Genomic DNA, 26,251 nt, shown 5'->3' with positions numbered 1-26,251 from the left:
CAGTCCGGCCACCTGACCGTGACCGCCGCCGGGCGTCGCCGCTGCCCCGTTCAGGCAGCCAGCGGCGGCGGACGTGGCCGGCCATGCGACAATGGCCGGCCTGATCCAGCTACGGTAGTTCCCGGCGTGACCGAAACCGTCGCCGCTCCGCGCACGCTCGATGACACCTTGAAGGACGCGATCCGCAAGGCGTACACGACGCTGCAGGCCAATACCCCCGGCTTCTCCACCCGTCGCTCGCAGAGCCAGATGATCGGCGTGGTGTCGCGTGCGCTGTCGAAAAGTGGCGGCGTCGGCGTGGTCGAGGCGCCGACCGGCGTCGGCAAGAGCCTGGGCTATCTCACCGCGGGCGTACCGATCGCACTGGCCAGCAAGAAGAAGCTGGTGATCAGCACCGGCACGGTGGCGCTGCAGTCGCAGCTGGTCGAGCGTGACATCCCGAATTTCCTCAAGGCCACCGGCCTGGAAGCGACCGTGGCGCTGGCCAAGGGCCGCACCCGCTACCTGTGCACGCGCAATGCCGCCGAGGCGCAGGGCGAGGGTTCGCAGGGCGGCATGTTCGAGGATGACGCACCCTTGTTCGACCGGCCGCTGGCGCCGATCGAGATGGACATCGCCAAGCGCCTGACCGACGCCTTCACCGGCGGCAGCTGGGACGGCGACATCGACAACGCGCCGGAGACCATCAGCCCCGGCCTGCGCAGCCGCATCACCACGCCGGCTTCGGGCTGCGCCGGGCGCCGCTGTGCCTATTCGGCGCAGTGCGCGGTGCTGCGTTCGCGCAATACGGTGCGCGATGCGCAGATCGTGGTTACCAACCACGCACTGCTGCTGTCGGCGCTGTCGATCGGTGACAGCGACAACGGCCAGCCGTTGATCGCGCCGCCGTCGGACATGCTGCTGGTGCTGGACGAAGGCCATCACATCGGCAACGTGGCGATCGACCAGGGTGCGGCCAGCCTGGCGCTGGACGAGATGGCCAAGCGCACCGGCCGCCTGCAGATCCTGATCGCCGGTGCCTATCGCGCGGTCGACAAGGACCGCCTCGGCAACCTGCTGCCGAATGAAGCGATCGAGGTGGCCAGCAACGTGGCCAAGCAGCTGCGCGCGTTCCGCGACCACATCGAACGGGTGTGGATGCCGGCCCCGGCCGACGAGGAACCGATGTGGCGCGCGGCCAATGGGCGCCTGCCCGAGGCCTGGCGCGAGCCGATCGAAGCGCTGGCCGACGATACCCGCAGCCTCTACAACTGGGCGCATGCCGCTACTGCGCAGGTGGCCAAAGGCAAGCCGGACGATGCCGCGCGCGAGCGCCTGCAGCGCAACCTGGGCATGGCGCTGGAGATGATCGAGCAGCAGTACAACCTGTGGCAGGCGTGGCGCCGCGAGGACAAGGACGGCGCGCCGCCGATGGCACGCTGGGTCACCGCCACCCGCGACGGCGACCTGGTGCTGCACGGCTCGCCGGTGTCGGCCGCGCACGTGCTGCGCAAGCTGCTGTGGGATGAAGTGGATTCGGTGGTGATGACCTCGGCGACGCTGACCGGTGGCGGTGACTTCCAGTCGCTGGCGATCGACAACGGCATTCCCGAAGAGGCCGAGATGGTCTCGCTGTCGTCGCCGTTCGACCTGCCCAACCAGGCCGAGCTGGTCGTGCCGAAGTTCCCGGTCACGCCGGACGACCGCGAAGGCCACCCGCGCGAAGTGGCGCGTTACCTCGACGCCGAACTGGACTGGGCCAAGGGCTCGATGGTGCTGTTCACCTCGCGCTGGAAGATGGAGAAGGTGGCCGGGCTGATGTCGGCCGCGCGCCGCAAGCAGGTGCTGGTGCAGGGCGAGATGTCCAAGACCCGGCTGATCGACGAGCACCTGCGCCGCGTGGCGGCAGGCGAAGGCTCGGTGCTGTTCGGGCTGAATTCGTTCGGCGAGGGCCTCGACCTGCCCGGCGAGGCCTGCACCACGGTGGTGATCACCCAGGTGCCGTTCGCGGTGCCGACCGATCCGCAGACTGCCACCCTCAGCGAATGGTTCGAGGGGCGCGGGCTCAATGCCTTCAACCTGATCGCGATTCCGCATGCGCTGCGCACGCTGACCCAGTTCGCCGGTCGTTTGATCCGCACCTCCACCGACACCGGCCGCGTGGTCATTCTTGATTCGCGGCTGCTGACCCGCCGCTACGGCAAGCGCATCATCGACGCGCTGCCGCCGTTCAAGCGCGTGATCGGCTGACCCCTTTTTTGCGAGCACTGTACAGATGCCGGCCAGCGGCCGGCACTACCGCACGGGCTGACGATCGGACAGCGGCGCTTGGTGGTTCCGGGTGCCTGTTTCAGGCGTCCGGCAGCCTGGCCCATAAGCCTCCGTGTAGGGTTTGCCGAAGCAGCGCAGTAGCCCATCAAGCACATCCAGGTTCGGTGGCCACGGCATCTGCACCTGCTGCCCGCCTTCGGTGGTGAAGTGGTAGCGACCGTCCTTGATGTTCTCCGCCATCGCGGTGGGCGTCGGTATCGCGACCAGCCTCGCACGAGCCTTCTCCAGGGCGCTGCGGTCCTGGCGCAGGAACGCGACCATGCCGTCCACGTAGGCATTCCAGTAACCCGGGTCGTCCGCGTTCACGGGTTTGTGGCTGCGCTCCATCAGCGTGATCGCCCGCGCGGTCTGCCCCAGCTCCGCGCGCAGCTGGCCCTCGTGCCAGGTGATGATGACGTTGCCTTCTGCCTTGGGCAGAGCGCCGTAGGCGGACAGCAGGTCGGCCGCTTCGCGGGTACAGCCACGGTCGGCCAGCGGGCGCCAGCCACCTGCCAGGTCCTGATCGAATCGGCCAGGTTCCATCGCCAGCATCGCTGCACGGTCGTAGCTGCAGTCGGGGGCTTTGGACGGTTCTGCCGACGTCCCCATGGCAGCGGCCAGCGCAAAGGAAAGCAACATCATCTCAACCTCCGTGTTGGTGACTTCCTGGACCACCATAACGGATCAGGAGGGGTAGCGCCGGCCGCTGGCCGGCAACCTCATTGATGTGGGGCGTCGCAGTGCAGATGCCGGCCAGCGGCCGGCACTACTGCACGGGGGGCAATCGCCGAGCAGGGCGGTGTTGCGTACGGCACCCTTGTCAGCGCTGGTGGCCAGCAGCGCGTAAGCCTTCAACGCGCTGGTGACCTTGCGCGGGCGCGGCGCGCGCGGCTTCCAGCCACGGACATCGGCGTCGGCGCGGCGCTGGGCCAGCGTGGCCTCGTCCAGCAGCAGGTCGATGCGGCGCGCCGGGATGTCGATGCGGATGCGGTCGCCGTTTTCCACCAGGCCGATGACACCGCCGCTGGCGGCTTCCGGCGAGACGTGGCCGATCGACAGGCCCGAGGTGCCGCCGGAGAAGCGGCCATCGGTGAGCAGCGCACATTGCTTGCCCAACCCCTTCGACTTCAGATAGCTGGTCGGGTACAGCATTTCCTGCATGCCGGGGCCGCCCTTCGGCCCTTCGTAGCGGATCACCACCACCTCGCCCGGCTGCACCTCGTCGGCGAGGATGCCGGCGACGGCGGCGTCCTGGCTTTCGTAGACGCGCGCGGGGCCTTCGAACACATGGATCGACTCGTCCACGCCGGCGGTCTTCACCACGCAGCCATCGACGGCCAGGTTGCCGCGCAGCACGGCGAGGCCACCTTCCAGTGAGTACGCATGCTGCAGTGAGCGGATGCAGCCCTCGGCGCGGTCCACGTCCAGCGTCGGCCAGCGCGTGGCCTGGCTGAAGGCCTCCTGGGTGGGGATGCCGGCCGGGCCAGCCTTGAAGAAGGTATGCAGGGTCTCGTTGTCACTGCGCACCACGTCCCAGCGTTCCAGTGCTTCGGCCAGGCTGGCGCTGTGCACGGTCGGCACCGTGGTTTCGAGCAGGCCGGCGCGGTCCAGTTCGCCGAGGATGCCGAACACGCCGCCGGCGCGGTGCACGTCCTCGATGTGGTACTTCGGTGTGTTCGGCGCCACCTTGCACAGCTGCGGTACGCGCCGCGACAGCGCATCGATGTGGGTCAGGTCGAAGTCGACCTCCGCTTCCTGCGCGGCAGCCAGCAGATGCAGGATGGTGTTGGTGGAACCGCCCATGGCGATGTCCAGGGTCATCGCGTTGGCGAACGCGGCCTGGGTGGCGATGCCGCGCGGCAGCGCGCTCGCGTCTTCGCCGCCATACCAGCGGTGGCAGAGTTCGACGATCAGGCGGCCGGCACGACGGAACAGTGCTTCGCGGTCGGCGTGGGTGGCCAGCGTGGTGCCGTTGCCGGGCAGCGACAGGCCCAGCGCTTCGGTCAGGCAGTTCATCGAGTTGGCGGTGAACATGCCCGAGCAGGAACCGCAGGTAGGGCAGGCGCTGCGTTCGAACGCGGCGACCTTCTCGTCGGAGGCGCTGTCATCGGCGGCCACCACCATCGCGTCGACCAGGTCCAGCTTGTGCTCGGACAGCCTGGTCTTGCCCGCTTCCATCGGCCCGCCTGAGACGAACACCACCGGGATGTTGAGGCGCAGCGCGGCCATCAGCATGCCGGGGGTGATCTTGTCGCAGTTGCTGATGCACACCAGCGCGTCGGCACAGTGCGCGTTGACCATGTATTCCACGGCGTCGGCGATGATCTCGCGGCTGGGCAGCGAATACAGCATGCCGTCGTGGCCCATCGCGATGCCATCGTCCACGGCGATGGTGTTGAATTCCTTGGCGACGCCGCCGACCTGTTCGATCTCGCGCGCGACCAGCTGGCCGAGGTCCTTCAGGTGCACGTGGCCGGGCACGAACTGGGTGAAGGAGTTGGCGATGGCGATGATCGGCTTGTGGAAGTCGCCGTCCTTCATGCCGGTGGCGCGCCACAGGGCGCGGGCGCCGGCCATGTTGCGGCCGGCGGTGGAGGTGCGGGAGCGGTATTCGGGCATGGCTGGCGGAACGGGCGGGCCGTACGACGTGGGGGTCGCCCGATCATGGCCAATTTTTTCAGTTGCTGCTGCAACCACCGGAGGTGGTCCGGCCGGCTGCGCCCGGCACCGGCTGAAGCAACGGCAACGGCTGGGCTATCCGTCGGATGGCCGGCTGCAAGCTGTTGGTGGGTGTCGACCTTGGTCGACACAGTAGATCCACGCCATGCGTGGATGATGCGGAACGACGAAAATGAAAGTCCGTTCATCTTTCCCACTTTGCCGATTCCGGTTGCTGGCCCGGATTTGGCATCATTGGGGCATTGATCCGTCGACAGGGCATGAGGCCATGAAACGTTCCCGCACCACCGCGCTGCTGCTGATGAGCGCCGCGCCGCTGCTGTTCACCGCCTGCCAGAAGGAGCCGGAGGTGAAGGTGCAGGAAGGCCTGTATACCTCGGTGGAGGCCTGCACCGAGGCCACCGGCGATCCGTCGTCGTGCCGCAATGCCTTCGCCGAAGCGCAGAAGCAGGCCGCCGATGCGGCGCCGAAGTACGCCAGCAAGGAAGCCTGCGAGAAGGACTACAAGCCGGAGCAGTGCGTGCAGCAGCACACCTCGGCCGGTACTTCGTTCATCGGCCCGATGATGATGGGCTTCTTCATGTCGCAGATGCTGAGCAACCGCGGTGGCCTCGCCCCGCAGGCGCCGGCCGCGTCGCCGGCCTACCAGGACAAGAGCGCCGGTTGGGCGCGCCCGGCTCCGGGCGGCAGCGGTGGCCTGAACACCGCCAGCGGCATCGGCGCCGGCAAGGCGGGCCTGGCCCCGGTCACCAGCGAGCCGAACCGTGCGGTCACCGCCAGCCGTGGTGGCTTCGGCAACACCAGCGCACGCCGCAGCACCAGCGGCAGCTACGGCGGCTGATCGACCCGTGCAGCGCATCCGGATTGCCGAGCGTGCCCAGTGGCGGGCACGCGCGGAAAAGGCGGGTTTCCGCTTCCACACCATCGACGGCCAGCCGTACTGGGATGAAAGCGCGTACTACGCCTTCACCCTGCGCCAGATCGAACAGGACATCGAAGACCCCAGCGCCGAGCTGCACCAGATGGCGCTGGACCTGGTCGGCGATGTCGTCGGCAGCGAACGCCTGATGGACCAGCTGGCGATTCCGTCGCACTACCGCGACTGGATCGCCGACAGCTGGCGCCAGCGCCAGCCGCATCTGTACGGTCGCCTGGATCTGGCCTACGACGGCACCGGCCCCGCCAAGCTGTACGAGCTGAACTACGACACGCCGACCTCGCTGTTCGAGGCCAGCTTCTTCCAGTGGCAGTGGCTGGAAGACCAGCGCAATGCCGGTCGCCTGCCGCAGCACGCCGACCAGTTCAATGCGATCCATGAGGCGCTGGTCGAACGCTTCGGCGAACTGGCCACGCGGCTGCCGCCGCCGCTGTATTTCAGCGCCGTGGGAAGCTCTGAAGAAGATCGTGGCACTGTCGACTACCTGCGCGACTGTGCGTCGCAGGCTGGCCTGCATGGCCAGGCCATCGCCATCGAGGATATCGGCCTGTCCGAGGACGGCCGCTTCACCGCGCTGGACGATTCGGTGATCGGTACGCTGTTCAAGCTGTATCCGCTGGAAGACCTGATGGCCGAGGAATTCGGCCGCGCGTTGCCCGGCTCGGGCGTGCAGCTGCTGGAGCCGGCGTGGAAGGCGGTGCTGAGCAACAAGGGTATCCTGCCGTTGCTGTGGCAGCGCAACGTGGGCCATCCGAACCTGCTGGAGGCACACTTCGACGACGGCAGCACGCTGGCGTCGGGCTGGGTGCGCAAGCCGCTGTTCTCGCGCGAAGGTGCCAACATCGAGATGCACCTGGCCGATGGCAGCACCCAGCGCAGCGACGGTCCCTACGACGGCCCGGCGATCATCCAGCGCGCGCATCCGCTGACCCGCTTCGAAGGCGGCTATCCGCTGATCGGCAGCTGGGTGGTGGGTGACCACGCCTGCGGCATCGGCATCCGCGAGGACGACAGCGCGATCACCCGTGACAGTGCGCGCTTCGTGCCGCACGCGATCGTTGATGAGGCGCCGACGCGGATCTACGTCTGATGGTGGTGCGGCACCTCAGGGCCGGCGTGGGCGACCGACGCCGGTCGTAGAACAACCGCTGTAGGTAGTGGCCGACCTTGGTCGGCGCTGTGGATTTTGTGCCAACCAAGGTTGGCACCCACCAGAGCGATCGCTGGTATCAGAGCAACCCTTCGCGCTTCACTGCCAGATAGCGCTCCACCAGCGCGCCGGGCAGGGCGTCGGCGGTGACGTCCAGCACCATCACCTTCTCGCTGCGCAGCGCCTCATGCGCCTTGGCGCGCTGCTGCAGGTACAGCGCCGCGGCACCGGCCTGGGTGGCGTCTTCCAGTGTCTGCACTTCGCTGTCCAGCGCGCCGTCCAGCTCGCGTTCGCGCAGGCTGGCCACGCACACCAGGTGGCGCCGCTGCAGCAGGCGCACTGCCGCCAGCAGGTCTTCGATGTCCTCGTCGCGTACGTTGCTGACCAGCATCACCAGCGCACGCCGGCGCTGACGCAGCGACACTTCGGTGGCGGCGGCCAGGTAATCGGTGGCCACCGCGCGCGGCTGCAGGTCGTAGCTGGCGCGCAGCAGGTGCTCGACCGTGCCCATGCCGCGCTGCGGTGCCACCCAGCGGCGTTCGCCACCAGCAGCGAACAGGCCGGCGGCATCACCCTGGCGCAACGCCAGGTAGGCCACCACCAGTGAGGCATTCAAGGCATGGTCGAAGTGCGAGAGCCCGCCTTCGCTGGCCAGCATGCGCCGGCCGCTGTCGAGCATCAGCAGCAGCTGCTGGTTCTTCTCGTCCTGGTACTCGCGCGAGATCAGCTTGCGCGCGCGTGCGGTGGCCTTCCAGTCGAGCTGGCGCAGGCTGTCGCCGATGCGGTATTCGCGCATCTGGTGGAAGTCGGTGCCTTCGCCGCGGCGGCGCTTCACGTGTGCGCCGACCAGCCGCGAGGCCTGGTCGGCACTGAACAGGGCGAAGCGGGTAAGCGGCACGAAGTTCGGATAGACCCGCACGTCCAGCGCCGGTGGCAGCGTGCGTTGCTGCCACCACAGGCGCCACGGTGAGCGCATGCGCAGGTGCACGCCTTCAAAGCGGAAGTGCCCCCGCTGCAGCGGCTGCAGGTGGTAGTGCAGCGTGGAGGCGCTACCGGCCTGCAGGTGCACGCGCTGCGGCAGCGATTCCAGCGGCCAGCCGCCGGGCACCAGGTCGAACACCTGCACCATCATTGATTGCTCGGCCTGCAGCCGCAGCGCTGCCTCGCGGCGCACGCCCAGCGCCAGCGCCTCGGGCAGTTCGCGTTGTACCTGCGGCGACGGACGCCGCGACTGGCGCCATAGATCCATCAGCGCCGGCACGGCAATCGCCAGCGCCGCCAGCGCCCAGCTCCAACGCGGCAGCAACCCGCCCAGCACCAGGCCACCCAGGGCAGCCCAGGCCAGCAGCAGCACCAGCAGCAGCGGGGCCGGCCTCATCGGCGCGGCGCTTCCACCTTGGCCAGCAAAGCGCCCAGCACATCGTCGGCGTCCTGGCCTTCGATCTGCAGTTCGGGGGCCAGCGCGATGCGGTGGCGCAGCGCGGGGCGCGCGATGTCGCGTACATCGTCCGGCGTGACGAAGTCACGGCCGGCCAGCACCGCCTGCGCGCGCGAGGCACGCACCAGCGCGATGCTGCCGCGCGGGCCAGCGCCGACCGCGATGCCGGGCCACTGCCTCGTGGCTGCCACAATCCGCACCGCGTAGTCGATCACTTCGTCATCAACCGTGATCGCCGCGGTCGCACGCTGCAGTTCCAGCAGCTCGCCAGCGCCCAACACACGCGGCACCTGGCTCAGGTCGAAATCGCTGGCGGCACGGCCGCTGGTGATCGCGGTCACCATGCGCTTCTCGTCCTCCAGCTGCGGGTAGTCGATCAGCACCTTCAGCAGGAAACGGTCCAGCTGTGCTTCCGGCAACGGGTAGGTGCCTTCCTGTTCCAGCGGGTTCTGCGTGGCCAGCGCCATGAACGGCGGCGCCAGGGTGAAGGCCTTGCCTTCGATGGTCACCTGGCCTTCCTGCATCACTTCCAGCAGCGCGGACTGGGTCTTGGCCGGCGCACGGTTGATCTCGTCGGCCAGCAGCAGGTTGGTGAACACCGGGCCGCGGCGGATCTTGAAGCTCTCGCTCTTCGGGTCGTACACCGCATGGCCACTGACGTCACTGGGCATCAGGTCGGGGGTGAACTGCACGCGGCCGTAGTCCAGTTCCAGGGCCTGTGCCAGTGCGCGCACCAGCAGGGTCTTGCCCAGCCCGGGCACGCCCTCGATCAGCACGTGGCCACCGGCCAGCAGCGCCACCAGGATCTGGTCCAGTACATCGGCCTGGCCGATGAAGGCGTGGCCGACGGCATCGCGGATGGCATCGACGCGTTCGATCAGGCGGGCGTTGGCGGCCGCCGGCAGCTCGGGGACTTCGGTCATAGCAGGGATCTCATCTGGAGCAGCAAGCGGATGCGCTCGCGCAGGGCGGAGGAATCGTGCGGCGGAGGGGGCGTGAGCGCGCTGGCAACGCGGACTTGCGGCCAGGACAGCAGTTCGGCGATGGCCTGTTCGCGCGGTGCGCCATCCAGTGCGGCGGCCACCGGTGCGCGCAGGCGCAGGCGATGCAGGAACAGGGCGAGCACGGCGTCATACAGGCGCGCGCCGTGGCCGAATCGCAGCAGCAGCTCGCCGCTGGCACGCACGTGTTCCAGCAGCGAGCGGCGTTCCAGCACCGGCGACGGCAGGCGGCTGCCGAAGCGTTGCGAGCGGCTCCACAGCCAGCCGAGCAGGGCCAGCAGCAGCGGCGCCCACACCGGCCAGCCCTGGTAGAACACGCGCGCCCACAGCGATGGCGGGCGGCTGGCGTAGACCAGCCAGAAAGCGCCCTTGCCGTAGTTCGGATCGAGCAGGTAACGGGTCAGGTCGCGGTGCGAGAGATCGTGCAGGCCGTCGCTGGCCTTGCCCGCAGCCGACGCCAGGCGGGCCGCCGGCGAATCCACCTCGCCACGCATGAATTCCATGTCGGCCAGCACGCTCACCTTGCCCTGGCCATGGCGCAGTCGCGCGAACACCAGGTTGCGCTCGTTGCCCCAGCGTCGTTCGGCCTGCGCACTGGCGGCAAAGCCCAGCGTGAAGCGACGGCCGCCGCAGAACTCCACATGGCTGGGATCGTCGATGACGTGGAACGGCTGGCAGTCGCTCTGCTGGTACAGGCTGTCAACGCCCAGCTGGTCCAGCAGCGGACCCTGCGTGCTGCTGGCGTCGTCCTCGGCCGGTGGCGGCGTGCGCACCAGCAGATGGCCACCACCATCGACCCAGGCCAGCAGGGCCCTGGCCGTTGGCGCCGGCAGCTCGCTGCTGTCCTGCAGCAGCACCACCGTATCGTGCGGGCCCAGCGCCATCTGCTGCAGGTCCAGCCGCGGCCGCGCGTGCACGTCGATGCCGTCAGCGCGCAGGGCCTGCCCAAGCACGTACAGCGGGTTGTAGCCCGCTTCGCCCTGCGGCGGCAGCTGCACGGTCTCGGTCACGCGTTCGTGCGTGCGCAGGTAAAGGATCGTCAGCGGCACGCCGAACAGCACCAGCGCACCCAGCAGCAGCGACCAGAACAGGCGCGGGCTCATGCCAGCCACCTGTACTGCTGGCGCAGGGTATCGGCCAATGCATCGAAATCGGCGCGGCTGGGCAGGCGGCCACCGTAGGCGGCGTACTGCCACATGCGCACGATGCGCGCGAACAGGTCACGGTCGGTGGCATCGGGCATGCGCCGCGACGCACGCAGGCATTGCGCTTCGGTGGCACCGGGCGGAAGCGCGATGCCGCTGCGTTCGCCCACCGTGCGCACGCTGGCGCGGTACAGCAGGGCCAGCGCCTGCCGCGGCCGGCCCTGGTCCCACAGCAGGCCGGCCTGGGTGGCCACGTCCGGCGGCAGCACCACCGGCAGCTCCACCTGTTCTTCCACCACCTGCGGTGCGGCCTCGGCCTTGCGCCGGCCACTGCCGCGCAGCCACGGCAGCCACAACCGTGCGGTCAACAGCAGCACCAGCAGCAGGACGCCCAGCAGGCCCCACAGGCCCCACTCGGCCAGGCGCGCCAGCCAGGCGATGCCGGCCTTGCGGTTGCTGCGCTCGCCCTTGTTGCTGCTGTCGCCCTGCGGCGACGTGTCTTCCTTCTTCTTTTCCTCGGCCTGTTCGATCGGCTTCCAGCGCGTGACCTGGCGGGTCGGGCGCTGCAGCGGATCTTCATAGGCGCGGTTCACCGCCTGGCGGAAGCCGGCGGTGTCCACTGGCGCCGCACCGAAGATCATGGCCGGTGCATTGGCCGGATCGGTCGCCGCGGTGGCCGGTTCCTCCGCGCTGTCCTCGTCCTCGTCGGCATCGTCCGCCTGCTCCGCGACCGTCTGCGCGTCCTGCGCATGCACTGGCGCGGACACCAGCGGCAGGGCCAGGCACAGCAGCAGGGCCAGCGTCGACGCCGCCGGCAGCAGTCGCTCGCGCAGGCGGCGCAGGGCGATCTCCACGTCCCACGCTTCCATCTGGGTGCGCCGGTTCAAGTACAGGCCGAAGCCGGCGCCGACGTAGAACGGCCCGATCAGCACCGACGCCAGCCAGCACGCCAGGTTGAAGCCCAGCCGCGCCCATGCGGGTGTGTCCTGGCCGATCATGTCCCATGCGGCGCGCCACGATTCGGACATCAGCTCCAGTGGCATGAACATGAACACCGCGCCGATCACGCCGGACACCAGCACCGCTTCAAAGGCCATGCAGGCCACGGTCAGCACGACAGCGGCGCCCGCTGCACCGGCGACCACGGCGCGGCGGCGTGCGCCGCGCTGGGCCGGTGCGTTGCCTTCCAGCAGGTTCACCGGCAGGCACAGGCTGCGCAGCACGCTGAAACGGCGCCAGCCCAGGTAGCCCCAGAATCCTGCATTGCCCCAGCTGCGTTGCGCGCGCAGGGCAGCCAGCGCACCGACCGGCTCGCCGAAGACGCCACGCGACAGCACATACAGCGGCGCACGTTCGAACAGCGGCTTGCACCACCACAACGCCAGCCAGGCCCAGCCGAACGCATCCAACCACCAGCCCAGTGCGTTGAAGACCACGAACAGCGGCGCACTGGCCAGCAGCCAGCTGCCCCATACCGCGCGCGCGTGGCGGCGCGACAGGGCGCTGCCCAGCTCCATCGCTTCCCAGCCACTGCGCGCGCGCAGCACCACGTCCAGGTGGTCAATGCGCATTGCCGCCTCCGCGTCCGCCGCGCCACAGCCACAGCAGCACGCCGGCCCACAGCACGCCGGCCACGCTGAACTTGCCCCACGCCGGTACTTCGGCAATCGACGACCAGAAGGCCTCGATGAAGGCGGCCACCAGCAGCATGAACGCCACGCCCAGGCACAGGCGCGCACCGATGCGGCCACCCTCGACCAGTGCATCCAGGCGGCTGCGCCGGCCGGGTGCCAGTAGCTTCATGCCCAGCTGCAGGCCGGCACCGCCAGCGATCACGATCGCGGTCAGCTCGAAGGCACCATGGCCTGCGACGAAGCGCCAGAACGGATCACCATGGCCGATGTGCTGCAGGTGGCCGGCCACCGAACCGATGATCACGCCGTTGAACAGCAGCACCAGCAACGTGCCCAGGCCGGCCAGCAGGCCGCTGGCGAAGGTACGCAGGGCGATGCTGATGTTGTTCAGGATGTAGTGGCCGAACATCATCCAGTCGGTGCCGCTGTCGCGCCCCAGGCGCTCGGCGGCGGGATCGTACATGCGCTCCATTTCGGCGATCTGGCGGTTGTCCATCACCATGTGGATCAGGTCCGGATAGACCTGTACCAGCACGAAGCAGGCCAGTGCCGGCAGCGCGAACATCGCCAGCGCCACCCACATGCTGCGCGCCTGGCTGCGCACCAGCAGCGGGAAGTCGGCGACCAGGAATTCCAGTGCACTGCGCCAGCGCGTCGGCGGCGTGCGGTACAGCACGCTGTGGCCCTGCTGCATCAGCTGCTGCAGGCGTTGCACCAGCTGTGGGCTGTAGCCGCGCTCGCGGGCCAGCGCCAGCTGCTGGCACAGGCGCCGGTAGCGCTGCGGGAAAGCGGTATCGTCCAGCGCCAGCGCGCTGGCCTTGCGCCGCGTGCGGCGCGAAACACCGGCGCGCAGCAGCAGCCAGTGTTCCAGGTCCTGCCATTCCTGCTGGTAGCGGGCGACGAACTGTTCCTGCTTCATCGCCGCCCCAGCAGCCAGTTGGCCATGGCATACAGGCGCAGCACGCCGACCTGGCCGTGGGTGCCGGTCAGTGGCTCGGCAATGCCGGCCAGTTCCTGCTGGCGTGCCGCCGACAGCCGCGGCGCGCGCTCGGCGAAGGCCATCAGTGCGGCCTGTTCCTCCGGCCGCAGCGGCTGCGGTGGGGCCAGCACGCTGTCGATGGTGGGCGGAGGCGGCAGGTACAGCACCGGTGCATGCACCACCACGGTGCCGGCCACCAGGTCGCCGAGGCGGCGGCCGTGCGGATCGAACAGGCTGCTGACCAGGCCCAGTGCATAGCCGAACGGCAGCATGTCCACGGTGCGCAGCAGGTTGCGGGTGATGGCGGCCATCCAGCCCACCGGCGCGCCATCGCGCGCGAGCACGCGCAGGCCCAGTGCGCGCTTGCCCAGGGTGCGGCCCCACAGTGCTTCGCAGACGATCGGGTAGGTCCAGTAGACCAGGAACATCAGCACCAGGTAGAGGCCGGAGCCGAACGAATCCAGCAGTGCCAGGGGAATCGACATCACCACCAGGACCGCGATGCGCACGCCCAGATCCACCAGCCAGGCCATCGCCCGTGGCACCGGGCCGGCCGCCGGCAACTGCAGCGGCACACCCTCCGGCGTCACCACCTCGCGGTAGGTATCGAGCATCGGTACGGCCATCAGTGCGATGGCCTTGGTTGTGGGCGGCGGAGTCCTCTCCGGCAGGCAGCCACAGGCATGGGGGTCTCGACAGGTCCTGGTCGGGCCCAGACTTTAGCAGAGCCGCATGGCGGCGTTGGCCGCTCAGCCCAGGTATTCGTCCTTCAGCCGCACGTAGTGGTCGGCCGAGTAGTGCAGCGACTCGATCTCCTTGTCGCTCAGCGTGCGCGCCGGGCGGGCCGGGTTGCCCACCCAGAGCTCGCCTTCGCCGACCACCTTGCCCGGGCCGACCACCGCACCGGCACCGACGAAGCCATGACGTTCCACGCGGGCGCCATCGAGGATGCAGGCGCCCATGCCGATCAGGCTGTAATCACCAATGGTGCACGCGTGGATGATGCAGCCATGGCCGACGGTCACGCCCTCGCCGATCAGGGTCGGGTAGCCGGCCTTGTTGTACGGACTGTGGTGGCTGACGTGGATGATCGTGCCGTCCTGCACATTGGTACGCGCACCGATGCGCACGTAGTTGACGTCGCCGCGGATGATCGTGCCCGGCCACACCGACACGTCCTCGGCCAGTTCCACGTCACCGATGAGGGTGCAGGCCGGATCGATGTACACGCGCTCGCCGAGGACGGGCATCTTGTCGCGGAAGGGGCGCAGCGGGTTCATCGGTGTCTCCGGAAATCAGGGCGTTCACCGCGATGATACCCGCGTGGTCCGCAGGCCGCGTGCGTGCTACGGGGTAGTGTCGGCCGCTGGCCGGCAACCTCATGGGCGCACCTGGATATCTGCGGTTGCCGGCCAGCGACCGGCACTACCAGGCGCAGCTGCGGCGCTTCATGCAGGCGCGTGTTCGGCCAGCATTTCCCGGAACAGCGCGTCCAGCCACGCGCTGTCGCCCTGTCCAGCCGGCAGCGGTGGGGCCTGCGCCGTGCGCACGGCCATTGCGTGATCGATGTAGTCGCTGATGATGACGACGCGTGGACGGGCGGTGACTTCGGCGCTGGCTCGCTTGACCACCAGCAGGGCGTCGATGGCGTCGCGCACGGGGCCGTCCGGCAGCAGCCGGTCCAGTAGATCCTCGAAGGCCATGGGCGGCGGCGTGGGCTCGCTCTCGATCCACTGGCAGGCAAGCAGGGCACGCAGTACGTACAGGTACTTCTTGGTACTGATGGTGGGCTCGCCCAGGTGGCGGCTGTACGTGGTCTTCGCCATGCTCATGTAGTGCCACCAGCTGCCAAGCGGCGAATAGAACCCCTTCGCCGCCTCCCACAGCTGCGCCACCGCAGCGTCCTCCTGCCGGTACACGATCGGCGAACGCAGCCACTCGATCAGCGTCGGGTTGGACTTGGAGACCAGCCGCAGTGCCTTGCGCAGGTCCCAGCCGCTGACATCAAGCTCATCGTCGATCGGAAGTTCGATCACATCGCGCTGTGCTTCGCCGGGGCCGGTGGATTCGTTGACGCTGAGGTACCACGGCTGGCGATGCACGTAGATGAAGCGCGCGTCGTAGTCACTGTCCGGCGAGGAGAAGCCCCAGCCGCGGCTGCCCGATTCGCAAGCCAGGAGCACGCGCACATCGTGCGTGCGCTCGATGTCGGCCAGGGTGGCGAGGATGGCGGCGCGCTTGTCCGGTGCGATCGGGTGGAGGTCGTCCATGCAGTTCAGTTCCGTAGTCGAGCTTGCTCGACTGTAACGCACGTTTGGCCCACCCGGTCGTGCCGACCAACGGTCGGCACCTACCAGAGCCGGCGTGGCTCATGCATGCGTGTTGGCCAAGGTCGGCACCTACCCAGAGCAGGTATCGCCGGGCCATGCCCGGCGAGCGAAGCGGTGGGTTACGCCACGCGGCCGCGGCGTGCACGCTCCAGGTGCACCAGCAGCAGCGAGATCGCAGCCGGGGTCATGCCTGGGATGCGCTGCGCCTGGCCGATGGTCTGCGGGCGCACGCGCTCCAGCTTCTGCAGCGCTTCGGCCGACAGCCCGCGCACCGTCGCGTAGTCGAAGGCTTCAGCGATCGGCGTGGCTTCATGCCGCTGCTGGCGCTCGATCTCCTCGCGCTGGCGGTCCAGGTAGCCGGCGTACTTCACGCCGATCTCGACCTGCTCGGCCACCTTGCCGTCGGCCACGGCCGGGCCCAGCGACGGCACCTGCATCAGCTGTGCGTAATCGAGCTCAGGGCGCTTGATCAGGTCCAGCACGTTGGTTTCGCGGCTGACCGCCACGCCCAGCGTGTCCTGCACTTCGCGGCCCAGCGCATTGGCCGGGGTTGCCCACAGCGCACCCAGGCGTGCGCGCTCGGCGGCGACGGCAGCCTGCTTGGTCTCGAATGCGTTCCAGCGACGGTCATCCACCAGGCCCATTTCGCGGCCGGCCGGGGTCAGGCGCTGGTCGGCGTTGTCCTCGCGCAGCTGCAGGCGGTATTCGGCGCGGCTGGTGAACATGCGGTACGGCTCGTTGGTGCCGTGGGTGATCAGGTCATCCACCAGCACGCCCAGGTAGGCCTCGTCGCGGCGCGGGCACCAGCCGTCCAGCCCACGCACCTGGCGTGCGGCGTTGAGGCCGGCCAACAGGCCCTGCGCGGCGGCTTCTTCATAGCCGGTGGTGCCGTTGATCTGGCCGGCGAAGAACAGGCCGTTGACCAGCTTGGTTTCCAGCGAAGCCTTCAGCCCGCGCGGGTCGAAGAAGTCGTATTCGATCGCGTAGCCGGGGCGGGTGATGTGCGCGTTGCCGAAACCGCGGATGCTGCGCACCATCTCCAGCTGCACGTCGAACGGCAGCGAGGTGGAAATGCCGTTGGGGTAGATCTCGACGATGCCCAGGCCTTCGGGTTCGACGAAGATCTGATGGCTGGCCTTCTCGGCAAAGCGCACCACCTTGTCCTCGATGGACGGGCAGTAGCGCGGGCCGATGCCTTCGATCTGGCCGCTGTACAGCGGCGAGCGGTGCAGCGCGTCACGGATGATCTGGTGGGTCTGTTCGGTAGTGTGGGTGATCCAGCAGCTGACCTGCTGCGGATGCTCGTCCACCGAGCCGAGGAAGGACATCACCGGGCGCGGCGAATCGCCGGGCTGCTCGTCCATCACGCTGTAGTCCAGCGAGCGGCCGTCGATGCGCGGCGGCGTGCCGGTCTTCAGGCGATCGACCTGGAACGGGCGCTCGCGCAGGCGCGCGGCCAGCGTGGTGGCCGGCGGGTCGCCCATGCGGCCGGCGGCGTACTGGGTCGGGCCGACATGGATCTTGCCGGCCAGGAAGGTGCCGGCGGTCAGCACCACGGCCTCGGCGTCGAAGCGCAGGCCGGTCTGGGTGATCACTCCGCGCACGGCGTCGCCTTCGATGACCAGGTCGTCCACGGCGGCCTGGAACACGGTCAGGTTGGCCTGGCCTTCGACGATGGCGCGGATCGCCATGCGATACAGGTTACGGTCGGCCTGACAGCGGGTGGCGCGCACGGCCGGGCCCTTTGAGGCGTTGAGCGTGCGCCACTGGATACCGGCGCGGTCGGCGGCATGCGCCATCGCACCGCCGAGGGCGTCGATCTCCTTGACCAGGTGGCCCTTGCCGATGCCGCCGATGGCCGGGTTGCAGCTCATCGCGCCCACCGTCTCGATGTTCTGGGTCAGCAGCAGGGTGCGCACGCCGGTGCGGGCCGCGGCCAGCGCGGCTTCGGTGCCGGCGTGGCCACCGCCGATGACGATGACGTCGTAACGATGGAAGGACGGGTTCATGGGGGCTGTTCGGCTGGGGGCGGGCGCGGACCGGGGGCGGCGCCGGGGTGGCGATTTTAGCGCCATTCGGGGCCGGGACGTCGGCGCCGGCCGGGCGGCGTCGAAATCAGCCCTAAAGTTGGCAGGATTTTTGCAGATAACCCAATAGCACCCACCGTGGCTGGCGCCGTAGGCGCCCGTGACCGGAATTGGAACAGGGGCCGGTACAGGCGCACGGTGGGGGAGCAGGGGGCCGGCAGTCGGGGGACTGTCCGGCCCTGTTTTTTGGGGCTGTCGGGAAGCCCCAGCCGCGCATGGCGTGGATCTGCCGACGCGGGGGCGCTCGCCGGTTGGCGACCCGGCAAAGCAAACGGCCCCGCATTGCGGGGCCGTTTGCCTTCAGAGGTGCCGACATCCGACAGGGCCGGAACAGGGGGGATCCAGATGTTCCTGTCGGATATCGACGTAGAGCTTTTTGCGGCGGCCCGTGTCGTTTTTGTCACTTTGTGACGCGGGCCGTCACTGGTCCCGTAGAGTGCGGCTTGGACCGTGTGAAATGCAAGACGGTTCAGCGCTCAACTGTGCGCTGCGTCCCACGATCCATGTTGCGCCAGGGGGAACCGTTCATCCTTGGCGCGCTGGGCGCTGGTGCCGGACGGGCCTGCGGCGGGGGCGCCGACGGCTGGACGTTCGACTGCGGCGGGCGACGCATCGAGTCCATGTTCCGCCATGGCGAACCGCCGTTGTACGACGGCCGCGACGGGGGCGGCGGACGGTTCTCGCCACCGTTGCCGGGCGGGCGCGGCGGCGGACGGTGGTTGTGCGGCGGGCGGTAGATCGGGCGCGAGTAGTACGGATTGCCGTAGCCGCCGTAGTACCCGCCATAGCCGCCGTAGTACGGGTAGCCGTAGTCGTAGGGATAGCCGGCCGGGTAGCGGTATTCCACCGACGGCGCACCGTGGTAGTAGCCGCCACTGCGGCCACCGCCGACGTAGTCGTAGGTGGTGCAGCCGGTCAGGGCCAGCAACAGGCCACCGGCAAGCATCAGGCGCGTTTTCATGGTGGGTCCCCCCAGAGGACGGGTAGTGCAGTCAGCTTCGTGCGCAGGCGTTGAATCGGCCCTTAACTTCACTGGCCAGGATGAATGAAGGTGAAGGCCCTCATGCTGGCATGACCTGTGCCGGGGTCGCCAGCGCGGAGCCATACGTTAATCTTGCGTCATGAGCGATTCACTGTTGCCCCGTGCCGACGATGTCCTGGCTGCCGCTGCGCGGATCGCGCCGCACGCCAGCGTGACCCCGGTGCTGCGCTCGCGCACGCTTGATGCGCTGGCCGGCGCGCAGCTGGCGTTCAAGGCCGAACACCTGCAGCGCGGCGGCGCATTCAAGTTCCGTGGTGCCTGCAACGCGGTGTGGTCGCTGGATGCCGATCGCGCCGGTGCCGGCGTGGTCACCCATTCCTCCGGCAACCACGGCGCCGCTCTGGCCCTGGCCGCGCGCACCCGTGGCATTCCCTGCCACGTGGTGGTACCCGAAGGTGCGGTGGCGGCCAAGCTGGCCAACATCGCCCGGCACGGTGCCACCCTCTGGCGCTGCCCGCCGACCGTCGCCGATCGTGAGGCCACCTGCGGCAAGGTGCAGGCCGATACCGGCGCGACCCTGGTCCATCCGTATGCGGACCCGGCGGTGATGGCCGGACAGGGCACCGCGGCCCTGGAACTGCTGCACAGCGACGGCCCGTTCGATGTGCTGGTGGTACCGGTGGGGGGCGGTGGCCTCGCCAGCGGTACCGCGCTGGCCCTGCAGCTCGCCAGCCCGCAGACCCGGCTGGTACTGGCCGAACCGGCCGGCGCCGATGACACCGCACGTTCGCTGGCCGCAGGCGAGCGCCAGGGGGCTTTCACCCCGGACACGATCTGCGATGGCCTGCGTACCCTGATCGGCGCCCCCAACTTCGCGCTGCTGCGTGCGGCCGGCGCCGAGGTGATCGTGGTTGACGACGCTGCCACCACGGCCGCGATGCGCCTGCTGTGGGAGGTGCCCAAGCAGGTGGTCGAGCCGTCCTCGGCCACCGTGCTGGCCGCGGTGCTGGCACAGCCGCAGCGGTTCGCCGGCCTGCGCGTGGGCCTGGTGCTGTCCGGTGGCAATGTCGACCTGCCTGCGCTGCGTTGGGGGGCGCCTTGAGCCGCGACCGGCACCGGCCTCGCACCGGCCTGCTGGGCTGGCTGTGGCGGCTGTTCGTGCTGCTGGTGATCTGGCTGCTGGGGGTGACCGCCTGGATCGTCTGGGTGGGTGAGCGCGACCAGGCGGCCAAGGCCGACGCCATCATCGTGCTCGGCGCGGCGGCCTATGACGCCAAGCCGTCACCGGTGTTCGAAGAACGCATCCGTCATGGCCTGGATCTCTATGAAGCCCAGTACGCGCCACTGCTGATCTTCACCGGTGGCTATGGCGGCACCGGTGCGCGCTTCTCCGAATCGCAGGTGGCGCGGCGTTATGCGCTCAAGCATGGCGTGCCCGACGACGCGATCCTGATCGAGACTGCCTCGCGCAACACCGTGCAGAACCTGGTCGAAGCCAAGCGGCTGATGGACCAGCGCGACCTGCACCGGGTGATCATCGTCAGCGACCCGTTGCACATGGCGCGCGCGCTGCGCCTGAGCAAGGCGCTGGGCATCGACGCACTGGCCTCGTCCACGCCCAGCACGCGCTTCCGCAGCTTCCACACCAGCTGGCGCTTCCTGGTGCAGGAAATCTATTTCTTCCACCGCGACCTGGTGCGCCCGCCGCTGAGTTCGCCGGCCAATACCTGAGGCAGAAGCCTGCCTTGGGCAGGTGCCGACCTTGGTCGGCACAATGCCGGCGGCACCGCGATCTGATGGGTTGTGCCAACCAAGGTTGGCACCTACCAGAAGCAGGTGCGCGGTCGCGTGATCAGGTCTGCTTGCGCCGGATCGGAATCGCCGACACCGGCACCGAGGCCACGTCGTGCCCGCCTTCGCGGATCGGTGCGCCCGGGTCCGGAGCCCAGGCGTGGGCATAGATCACTTCCCAGCTGCTGGGCAGCTTGCCGTCGGCGCGCCGCATCGGTTCATACGCCGCCGCTGCAGCGGCGAAACGACCACGCCCGGTCAGCGTGTGGCGGCGGTCCACCCGCGCATTGGTCGCGCCCATCGCGCGCAGCTCGCGCATCAGCGAGGGCAGGTCGTCGTAGGTCAGAGTGAACAGATCGCGGTCCAGCACCGGGTCGCGGAAGCCGGCCATCATCAGCGCATCGCCGAACTGGGCGATCTGCGCGAAGCGGCTCACGTGCGGGCGGTCATCGGCAGCCGCGAAGGCTTCGTTGAGTTCGACCAGCGTGTCCGGGCCGAAGGTGGAGCACAACAGCAGGCCACCGGGCTTGAGCACGCGACGGAACCCGGCAAATACCGCCGGCAGGTCGTCCACCCACTGCAGGCACAGGTTGCTGAAGATCACGTCCACGCTGTTGTCGGCCAGCGGCAGCGCGGCGGCGTCGCCGCACAGGCGCTGGAACGGCTTCCACCAGCCAGCCTGGCGCTTGGCCTGGTCCAGCATCGGCAGCGCCACGTCCAGCGCGATCACCTGCGCCTTTGGCCAGCGCTTCTTCATCAGCGCGCTGGCATGACCGGTGCCGGCACCGATGTCCAGTACCACCTCCGGCTTGCGCGCCTCCAGGTAGTCCAGCGATTCGATCAGCCGCGCCTGCACCTCGCGCTGCAGGGCGGCGGCGGCGTCATAGCTGTTGGCGGCGCGGGCGAACGCGCGGCGGACATGGCGGGCATCGAAGTGGGACGGCATTGCGAGAGTCTCTTAGAACGTACCGGGGTAGGCGCCGCCGTCGATCAGCAGGTTCTGCCCGGTGAGGTAACCGGCCTGTGCGCTGCACAGGAAGGCGCAGGCGGCGCCGAATTCATCCGCGGTGCCGAAGCGGCCGGCCGGAATCTGCTGGCGGCGGTGTTCGGCCACTTCCGCAGCATCGCCGTCCTTGCCCGCAGAGTGGGCGAAGTTGGCGCGCAGGCGGTCGGTGTCGAACTGGCCGGGCAGCAGGTTGTTGATGGTGACGTTGTGCGCCACGGTGCGGCGCGACAGCCCGGCGACGAAGCCGGTCAGGCCGCTGCGCGCGCCGTTGGACAGCGCCAGGATGTCGATCGGGGCTTTCACCGCCGAGGACGTGATGTTGACGATGCGGCCGAAGCCACGCGCGATCATCGCGTCCACGGTGGCGCGGATCAGCGCGATCGGCGCCAGCATGTTGGCGTCCAGTGCGGCGATCCAGTCGTCGCGCTCGAAGCTGCGGAAATCACCAGGCGGCGGACCACCGGCATTGGTGACCAGGATGTCCACCTGCGGGCATGCGGCCAGCGCCGCGGCACGGCCGGCCTCGGTGGTGACGTCGGCGGCGACCACGCGGACGTCGGCAGCGCCGGGCAGGGCACGGAGTTCTTCAGCGGCAGCCTGCAGGGCGGCTTCGCCCCGGGCCACGATCACCACGTTGACGCCCTCGCGCACCAGCGCACGCCCGCAGCCCAGGCCCAACCCCTTGCTTGCGCCGCAGACCAGTGCCCAGCGGCCGTTGATACCCAGATCCATGCGTCAATCCCGCGGAATGAGGAAGGCGCTCATTGTCCGCCATCGGCCGGTGACAGGCCGGCAACGAAGTGTTGCAGGGCCGCGGCGACCTCGTCGGCATGGCCGAGGAAGGGCGCATGGCCGCCGTGGGCGATGGTCAGCGCCTGCCCGCCCGGGGCCAGTGCCGCGGCGGCCTGCATCGCCGCAGGAGACACCAGCCTGTCACGCTGGCCGGCGATCCACAGGCTGGGTTTGCCCAGCGTCGGCAGTGCGCCGCGCAGGTCGGTGCTTTCCAGCAGGCGCAGGCCTTCCAGCAGGGCGCGTTCGGTGGGTGCACCACGCTCGACCAGGCGCTGGCGCAGCGTGCGCAGCTCCTCGCGGGCGTGTGCCGAGCCCATCACATCCAGCGCCAGGAAGCGCTCCAGGGTGCCACCGAAATCGCTGGCCAGCTCGCGCCCGAACTGTTCGAACACCGCCGGTTCCACTGCATACGGCCAGTCTTCGCCACGCACGAAGCGCGGCGTGGCCGCGATCATCGCCAGCCCGCGCACCTTCGGCAGCGTTGCGGCGGCGTGCAGCGCGAACAGGCCGCCCAGCGACCAACCGCACCACACCGCCGGTGGCGTGGCTGCGGCGATGGCGTTGACCACGAACGGCAGGCGCAGCGGCGTGGTGTCCTCGCGGCTGTGGCCATGGCCTGGCAGATCAACCAGATGCAGGGTGAAGCGATCGGCCAGGTGTTGCACCAGCGGCGCGAACACGCCGCCCTGCAGGGCCCAGCCATGGATCAGTATCAGGTCCGGCCCCCGGCCGGTGACGTCGATATGCATGGGAAAACGGCAACAGGCTCAGGCAAAGACAGGCAGCGGCGGTGGCGCGGCCTCACGCGCGGCCAGGTCGACGCGATCGCGCGCGCTGGCGATGGCTTCGACCAACCCACGCACCTGCTCGGGGGTGTGCAACGCGGACAGGGTGACGCGCAGGCGCGCCTTGCCTTCGGGCACCGTGGGCGGGCGGATCGCGCCGACCAGCCAACCGGCCTGCTCCAGTACCTTGGACATCGCCACGGCGCGGTGGTCGTCGCCACACAGCAGCGGCTGGATCGGCGTTTCCGAGGCCATCAGGTCCAGGCCATGGCGGCGGGCTTCGCCGCGGAACAGCGCGATCAGGTCGGTCAGTTTCGTGCGCCGCCAGTTGTCACGGCGGGCCAGGCGCACCGCTTCCAGTGCTGCTGCGGCCAGCGGCGGCGGCATCGCGGTGGTGTAGATGTAGGGGCGCGCGGTTTCGGCCAGGTGCTCGACCAGGTCGTCGCGGCCCAGCACCAGCGCGCCGGAACCGCCCAGTGCCTTGCCCAGCGTGACCAGCTGCAGCGGCACATCGTCCACGCCCAGCCCGGCGGCGGCGACCGCGCCGCGGCCATCGCCCACCACGCCCACGCCATGCGCATCGTCCACATAGAACAGCGCCTGCTGCAGGCGTGCCACAAGCGACAATGCACGCAGCGGTGCGATGTCACCATCCATGCTGAAGACACCATCGGTGGCCAGCATCGCCGCGCCATCGGGCGCGTGCTTGAGCTGGCGCATCGCGCCTTCGGCATCAAGGTGCGGATAACGGCGCAGGCGCGCACCGGCCAGCCGCGTCGCATCGAGCAGGCTGGCGTGGTTGAGCTTGTCCTGCACGCACACATCGTTCTCTTCGCTCAGCAGCGCCTGCTGCACGGCCAGGTTGGCGGCGAAGCCGCTGCCGAACAGCAGCGCGCGCGGGTAGCCCAGCCATTCCGCCACTTCGCGCTCCAGCGCCTCATGCAGGGCGTGGTGGCCGCAGACCAGATGCGAGGCACCCGCGCCGGTGCCTTCGCGTGCGGCCGCGTCCTGCAGTGCGTTGACCACGCTGAACTGCTGGGCCAGGCCCAGGTAATCGTTGCTGCAGAAGCCGGTCAGCCACTGGCCGTCCACTTCCAGGCGGACGCCGTCACGACGGGTGACCGTGCGCCGCGTGCGGCGACGGCCTTGGGCATCGCGCAGGGCGCGTTGGGCGTGGAGGCGGGCGGTCAGGTCGGGGCGGGCCATGGCGGCTGAATGCGGCGACGGGGCGGCTAGGGTAGCGCGTTGCCGCGGCGCCTGCTTGCGGCCCGTCTCAGGCCGCGTGAGCGCAGCCACAGGCCGGCGCATCGGCGCTGATATCAGCGTGCACGGTGCCCCCGTGGTCATGACCCTCGGCATCCACCTGCACCGCCATCGGTTGCAGCCCCAGCCGAGCGAACAGGGCCAGGTCGCGCTCGCTCTCCGGGTTGCCGGTGGTCAGCAGCTTGTCGCCGTAGAAGATCGAGTTGGCACCGGCCACGAAGCACAGCGCCTGCAGTTCGTCGCTCATCGCCTCGCGCCCGGCCGACAGCCGCACCATCGAGCGCGGCATGGCGATGCGTGCTACCGCGATCATGCGCACGAACTCGAACGGGTCCAGTTCGGCACTGCCGTGCAGCGGCGTGCCCGCCACCTGCACCAGCTTGTTGATCGGCACCGAATCGGGATGTGCCGGCAGCGTGGCCAGCGCCAGCAGCAGGCCGACGCGCTGCGCGCGCGTCTCGCCCATGCCGACGATGCCACCGCAGCAGGTCTTCAGGCCGGCATCGCGCACGTGCTCCAGCGTGTCCAGGCGGTCCTGGTACTGGCGCGTGTGGATGATCGAATCGTAGTAGTCCGGCGCGGTGTCGAGGTTGTGGTTGTAGTAGTCCAGGCCGGCGTCCTTCAGCGCACGCGCCTGCTCGCCACTGAGCATGCCCAGCGTGGCGCAGGTCTCCAGGCCCAGTGCCTTCACCCCGGCGATCATTGCCGCCACCTTCGGAATGTCGCGGTCCTTCGGCGAACGCCACGCGGCACCCATGCAGAAGCGCGAGGCACCGGCGGCCTTGGCCTGGCGTGCCTTGGCCAGCACTGCGTCGGTCTCCATCAGCTTCTGCGCGTTCACCCCGGTGTTGTAGCGCTGCGCTTGCGGGCAGTAAGCGCAGTCTTCCGGGCAGCCGCCGGTCTTCACCGACAGCAACGTGGAGACCTGCACCTGCGACGGGTCGAAATGCTCGCGGTGGACCGCTGCGGCGCGGAACAGCAGCTCGGGGAACGGCAGATCGAACAGCGCCTGCAGTTCGTCGTGTTGCCAGTCGTGGCGGATGGCAGCAGCCATGGCGGGACCTTGGGTACGAATGGAGCGAGGGCGGCAGTGTGGGTGGGTCGGCGAGGCCTGTCAACTTAAATAATCCGGTTTGGTTTACAGAAATCGACCGCCAGGAATGCGCGCTACGGTGTAAGTTCATTGCTGCATACGGACTCGCGAGCATGAGCCATGGATAGCTACCAGCCCTACCCGATCCGCCCCGATGCGGTGCTGTGCAGCCTGGCCGAACTGCCTGACGGCGGCCTGCGCGTGGTGATGGATGATCTGCGCCAGACGGGTGAACCCGGGCGCTGGCAGAACCGCATCTTCGTGACCTTCAAGGACTACGCGGCGGGGCAGCTCGATCCGTCGACGCTGCCGGACGAGGAGTTGCAGGCGTTCGGCCTGTACGTGCTGGTTCGCCTGTTGGCCATCAATGGCTGCCTGCGCGACACCGGGGAGGAGCCCGACAGCGATGCCCACCTTACCGAGCAGCAGCGACAGAACATCGCCGCGCTGACCGACGAGGACATCGCCTGGATCGATGCGCAACTGCTTTCCCACTGCGATGGGCAGTTCCGAAAAATCGCCTTCATCGTGGGCAGCGCGATGTCGCTGGACCCGCAGCGCTGCGTCGGCATTGCCTATGTCTTCTACGCTCAGCGCGTGCGCAAACTGGTCGCGCGCGGCGTACTGGAAGCGCAGGGCGACCTGGCGCGCATGCGCCATGGCGAGGTACGCATCCGGCAGCAGCCCTGACCGGTGATGCGAATGATGATGAGTTGGCACATCTGCCGCGCTACCTGGAGTGGCTGCGGCAGCAGCCCAACGTGCGCAGCGTGGAAAAGCGCCGGTGGCGGGAGCGCCTGCCCGTCTAGCGGTGCACGCACGGGGCAGGCTGTCAGCAGGATCCATGGCCGGGCATTTCACCGCATCCTG

General features: G+C 69.0%; 22 protein-coding genes and 1 pseudogene. 6 read left to right on the top strand and 17 right to left on the bottom strand.

The window, feature by feature from the left end:
* Positions 1–126 precede the first annotated feature (126 nt).
* Entirely contained in the window at positions 127–2,229 is a 2,103-nt protein-coding gene (gene dinG / locus CCR98_RS19830) for an ATP-dependent DNA helicase DinG (RefSeq protein ID WP_087923934.1), read from the top strand.
* 45 nt (positions 2,230–2,274) lie between these two features.
* Here dinG and CCR98_RS19825 read toward each other — a convergent pair whose 3' ends face one another.
* Together CCR98_RS19825 and ilvD are read right to left on the bottom strand one after the other, a co-directional pair.
* Positions 2,275–2,931: a hypothetical protein gene (locus tag CCR98_RS19825; RefSeq protein WP_087924249.1), complete on the bottom strand. Its 657-nt coding sequence runs from the start codon at positions 2,929–2,931 to the stop codon at positions 2,275–2,277.
* Positions 2,932–3,078: 147 nt separating this feature from the next.
* A pseudogene (gene ilvD / locus CCR98_RS19820) lies at positions 3,079–4,908 on the bottom strand (dihydroxy-acid dehydratase); the annotation flags it as partial.
* Between the two features lie 328 nt (positions 4,909–5,236).
* Here ilvD and CCR98_RS19810 point away from each other — a divergent pair.
* Positions 5,237–5,809: a DUF1190 domain-containing protein gene (locus CCR98_RS19810; protein ID WP_014038869.1), complete on the top strand. Its 573-nt coding sequence runs from the start codon at positions 5,237–5,239 to the stop codon at positions 5,807–5,809.
* A 7-nt stretch (positions 5,810–5,816) separates the two neighbouring features.
* Positions 5,817–6,995 carry a glutathionylspermidine synthase family protein gene (locus CCR98_RS19805; RefSeq protein ID WP_087923932.1) on the top strand — a complete coding sequence of 393 codons (1,179 nt, stop codon included), beginning with the start codon at positions 5,817–5,819 and terminating at the stop codon, positions 6,993–6,995.
* A 139-nt stretch (positions 6,996–7,134) separates the two neighbouring features.
* Here the strand turns inward: CCR98_RS19805 and CCR98_RS19800 are convergent, their stop codons facing one another.
* The 10 genes from CCR98_RS19800 to CCR98_RS19755 all read right to left on the bottom strand — a co-directional run bounded on the left by CCR98_RS19800 (position 7,135) and on the right by CCR98_RS19755 (position 18,630).
* The gene (locus CCR98_RS19800; RefSeq protein ID WP_087923931.1) at positions 7,135–8,433 is read right to left on the bottom strand and encodes a DUF58 domain-containing protein; all 1,299 of its coding nucleotides are present in this window, start codon (positions 8,431–8,433) and stop codon (positions 7,135–7,137) included.
* On the bottom strand, positions 8,430–9,416 hold the full coding sequence (locus tag CCR98_RS19795) for a MoxR family ATPase (RefSeq protein WP_005411535.1): 987 nt from the start codon (positions 9,414–9,416) through the stop codon (positions 8,430–8,432). Before CCR98_RS19795 ends, CCR98_RS19800 begins: the two co-directional genes overlap by 4 nt.
* Complete coding sequence (locus CCR98_RS19790) at positions 9,413–10,597, bottom strand: DUF4350 domain-containing protein (RefSeq protein WP_087923930.1); 1,185 nt, start codon at positions 10,595–10,597, stop codon at positions 9,413–9,415. The genes CCR98_RS19795 and CCR98_RS19790 overlap by 4 nt, the downstream gene beginning before the upstream one ends.
* Positions 10,594–12,210: a DUF4129 domain-containing protein gene (locus CCR98_RS19785; protein ID WP_087923929.1), complete on the bottom strand. Its 1,617-nt coding sequence runs from the start codon at positions 12,208–12,210 to the stop codon at positions 10,594–10,596. The genes CCR98_RS19790 and CCR98_RS19785 overlap by 4 nt, the downstream gene beginning before the upstream one ends.
* Positions 12,200–13,192 (bottom strand): stage II sporulation protein M, encoded by a 993-nt coding sequence (locus CCR98_RS19780; protein WP_087923928.1) that lies wholly within the window; start codon positions 13,190–13,192, stop codon positions 12,200–12,202. Before CCR98_RS19780 ends, CCR98_RS19785 begins: the two co-directional genes overlap by 11 nt.
* Positions 13,189–13,878: an RDD family protein gene (locus CCR98_RS19775; RefSeq protein ID WP_087923927.1), complete on the bottom strand. Its 690-nt coding sequence runs from the start codon at positions 13,876–13,878 to the stop codon at positions 13,189–13,191. The genes CCR98_RS19780 and CCR98_RS19775 overlap by 4 nt, the downstream gene beginning before the upstream one ends.
* Positions 13,879–14,001: 123 nt before the next feature.
* Positions 14,002–14,532: a gamma carbonic anhydrase family protein gene (locus CCR98_RS19770; protein WP_014038860.1), complete on the bottom strand. Its 531-nt coding sequence runs from the start codon at positions 14,530–14,532 to the stop codon at positions 14,002–14,004.
* Positions 14,533–14,700: 168 nt separating this feature from the next.
* Positions 14,701–15,522 carry a nucleotidyltransferase domain-containing protein gene (locus CCR98_RS19765; protein WP_087923926.1) on the bottom strand — a complete coding sequence of 274 codons (822 nt, stop codon included), beginning with the start codon at positions 15,520–15,522 and terminating at the stop codon, positions 14,701–14,703.
* A gap of 179 nt (positions 15,523–15,701) precedes the next feature.
* Entirely contained in the window at positions 15,702–17,591 is a 1,890-nt protein-coding gene (gene mnmG / locus CCR98_RS19760; protein WP_087923925.1) for a tRNA uridine-5-carboxymethylaminomethyl(34) synthesis enzyme MnmG, read from the bottom strand.
* 547 nt (positions 17,592–18,138) lie between these two features.
* Entirely contained in the window at positions 18,139–18,630 is a 492-nt protein-coding gene (locus tag CCR98_RS19755; RefSeq protein WP_087923924.1) for a hypothetical protein, read from the bottom strand.
* Positions 18,631–18,790: 160 nt separating this feature from the next.
* Between CCR98_RS19755 and CCR98_RS19750 the strand changes: the two genes are divergently transcribed.
* Together CCR98_RS19750 and CCR98_RS19745 are read left to right on the top strand one after the other, a co-directional pair.
* The gene (locus CCR98_RS19750; RefSeq protein ID WP_087923923.1) at positions 18,791–19,753 is read left to right on the top strand and encodes a pyridoxal-phosphate dependent enzyme; all 963 of its coding nucleotides are present in this window, start codon (positions 18,791–18,793) and stop codon (positions 19,751–19,753) included.
* Positions 19,738–20,382: a YdcF family protein gene (locus CCR98_RS19745; protein WP_198361039.1), complete on the top strand. Its 645-nt coding sequence runs from the start codon at positions 19,738–19,740 to the stop codon at positions 20,380–20,382. The genes CCR98_RS19750 and CCR98_RS19745 overlap by 16 nt, the downstream gene beginning before the upstream one ends.
* A gap of 121 nt (positions 20,383–20,503) precedes the next feature.
* Here the strand turns inward: CCR98_RS19745 and bioC are convergent, their stop codons facing one another.
* From bioC to bioB, 5 genes are all read right to left on the bottom strand, one after another.
* The gene (bioC, locus tag CCR98_RS19740; protein ID WP_049444172.1) at positions 20,504–21,388 is read right to left on the bottom strand and encodes a malonyl-ACP O-methyltransferase BioC; all 885 of its coding nucleotides are present in this window, start codon (positions 21,386–21,388) and stop codon (positions 20,504–20,506) included.
* Between the two features lie 12 nt (positions 21,389–21,400).
* The gene (locus CCR98_RS19735) at positions 21,401–22,180 is read right to left on the bottom strand and encodes an SDR family oxidoreductase (protein WP_087923922.1); all 780 of its coding nucleotides are present in this window, start codon (positions 22,178–22,180) and stop codon (positions 21,401–21,403) included.
* Between the two features lie 29 nt (positions 22,181–22,209).
* Complete coding sequence (gene bioH, locus CCR98_RS19730) at positions 22,210–22,989, bottom strand: pimeloyl-ACP methyl ester esterase BioH (RefSeq protein WP_087923921.1); 780 nt, start codon at positions 22,987–22,989, stop codon at positions 22,210–22,212.
* An 18-nt stretch (positions 22,990–23,007) separates the two neighbouring features.
* Entirely contained in the window at positions 23,008–24,231 is a 1,224-nt protein-coding gene (bioF, locus tag CCR98_RS19725) for an 8-amino-7-oxononanoate synthase (RefSeq protein ID WP_087923920.1), read from the bottom strand.
* A gap of 67 nt (positions 24,232–24,298) precedes the next feature.
* The gene (gene bioB, locus CCR98_RS19720) at positions 24,299–25,342 is read right to left on the bottom strand and encodes a biotin synthase BioB (protein WP_087923919.1); all 1,044 of its coding nucleotides are present in this window, start codon (positions 25,340–25,342) and stop codon (positions 24,299–24,301) included.
* Positions 25,343–25,501: 159 nt separating this feature from the next.
* Between bioB and CCR98_RS19715 the strand changes: the two genes are divergently transcribed.
* The gene (locus tag CCR98_RS19715; protein WP_087923918.1) at positions 25,502–26,071 is read left to right on the top strand and encodes a DUF3658 domain-containing protein; all 570 of its coding nucleotides are present in this window, start codon (positions 25,502–25,504) and stop codon (positions 26,069–26,071) included.
* Positions 26,072–26,251: the final 180 nt, after the last annotated feature.

Origin of the sequence: Stenotrophomonas sp. WZN-1 (assembly GCF_002192255.1) — a bacterium.
Taxonomy (GTDB): domain Bacteria; phylum Pseudomonadota; class Gammaproteobacteria; order Xanthomonadales; family Xanthomonadaceae; genus Stenotrophomonas.
Note: the sequence above shows the minus strand (reverse complement) of the source record. Positions and strands in the feature narration are given on the sequence as shown.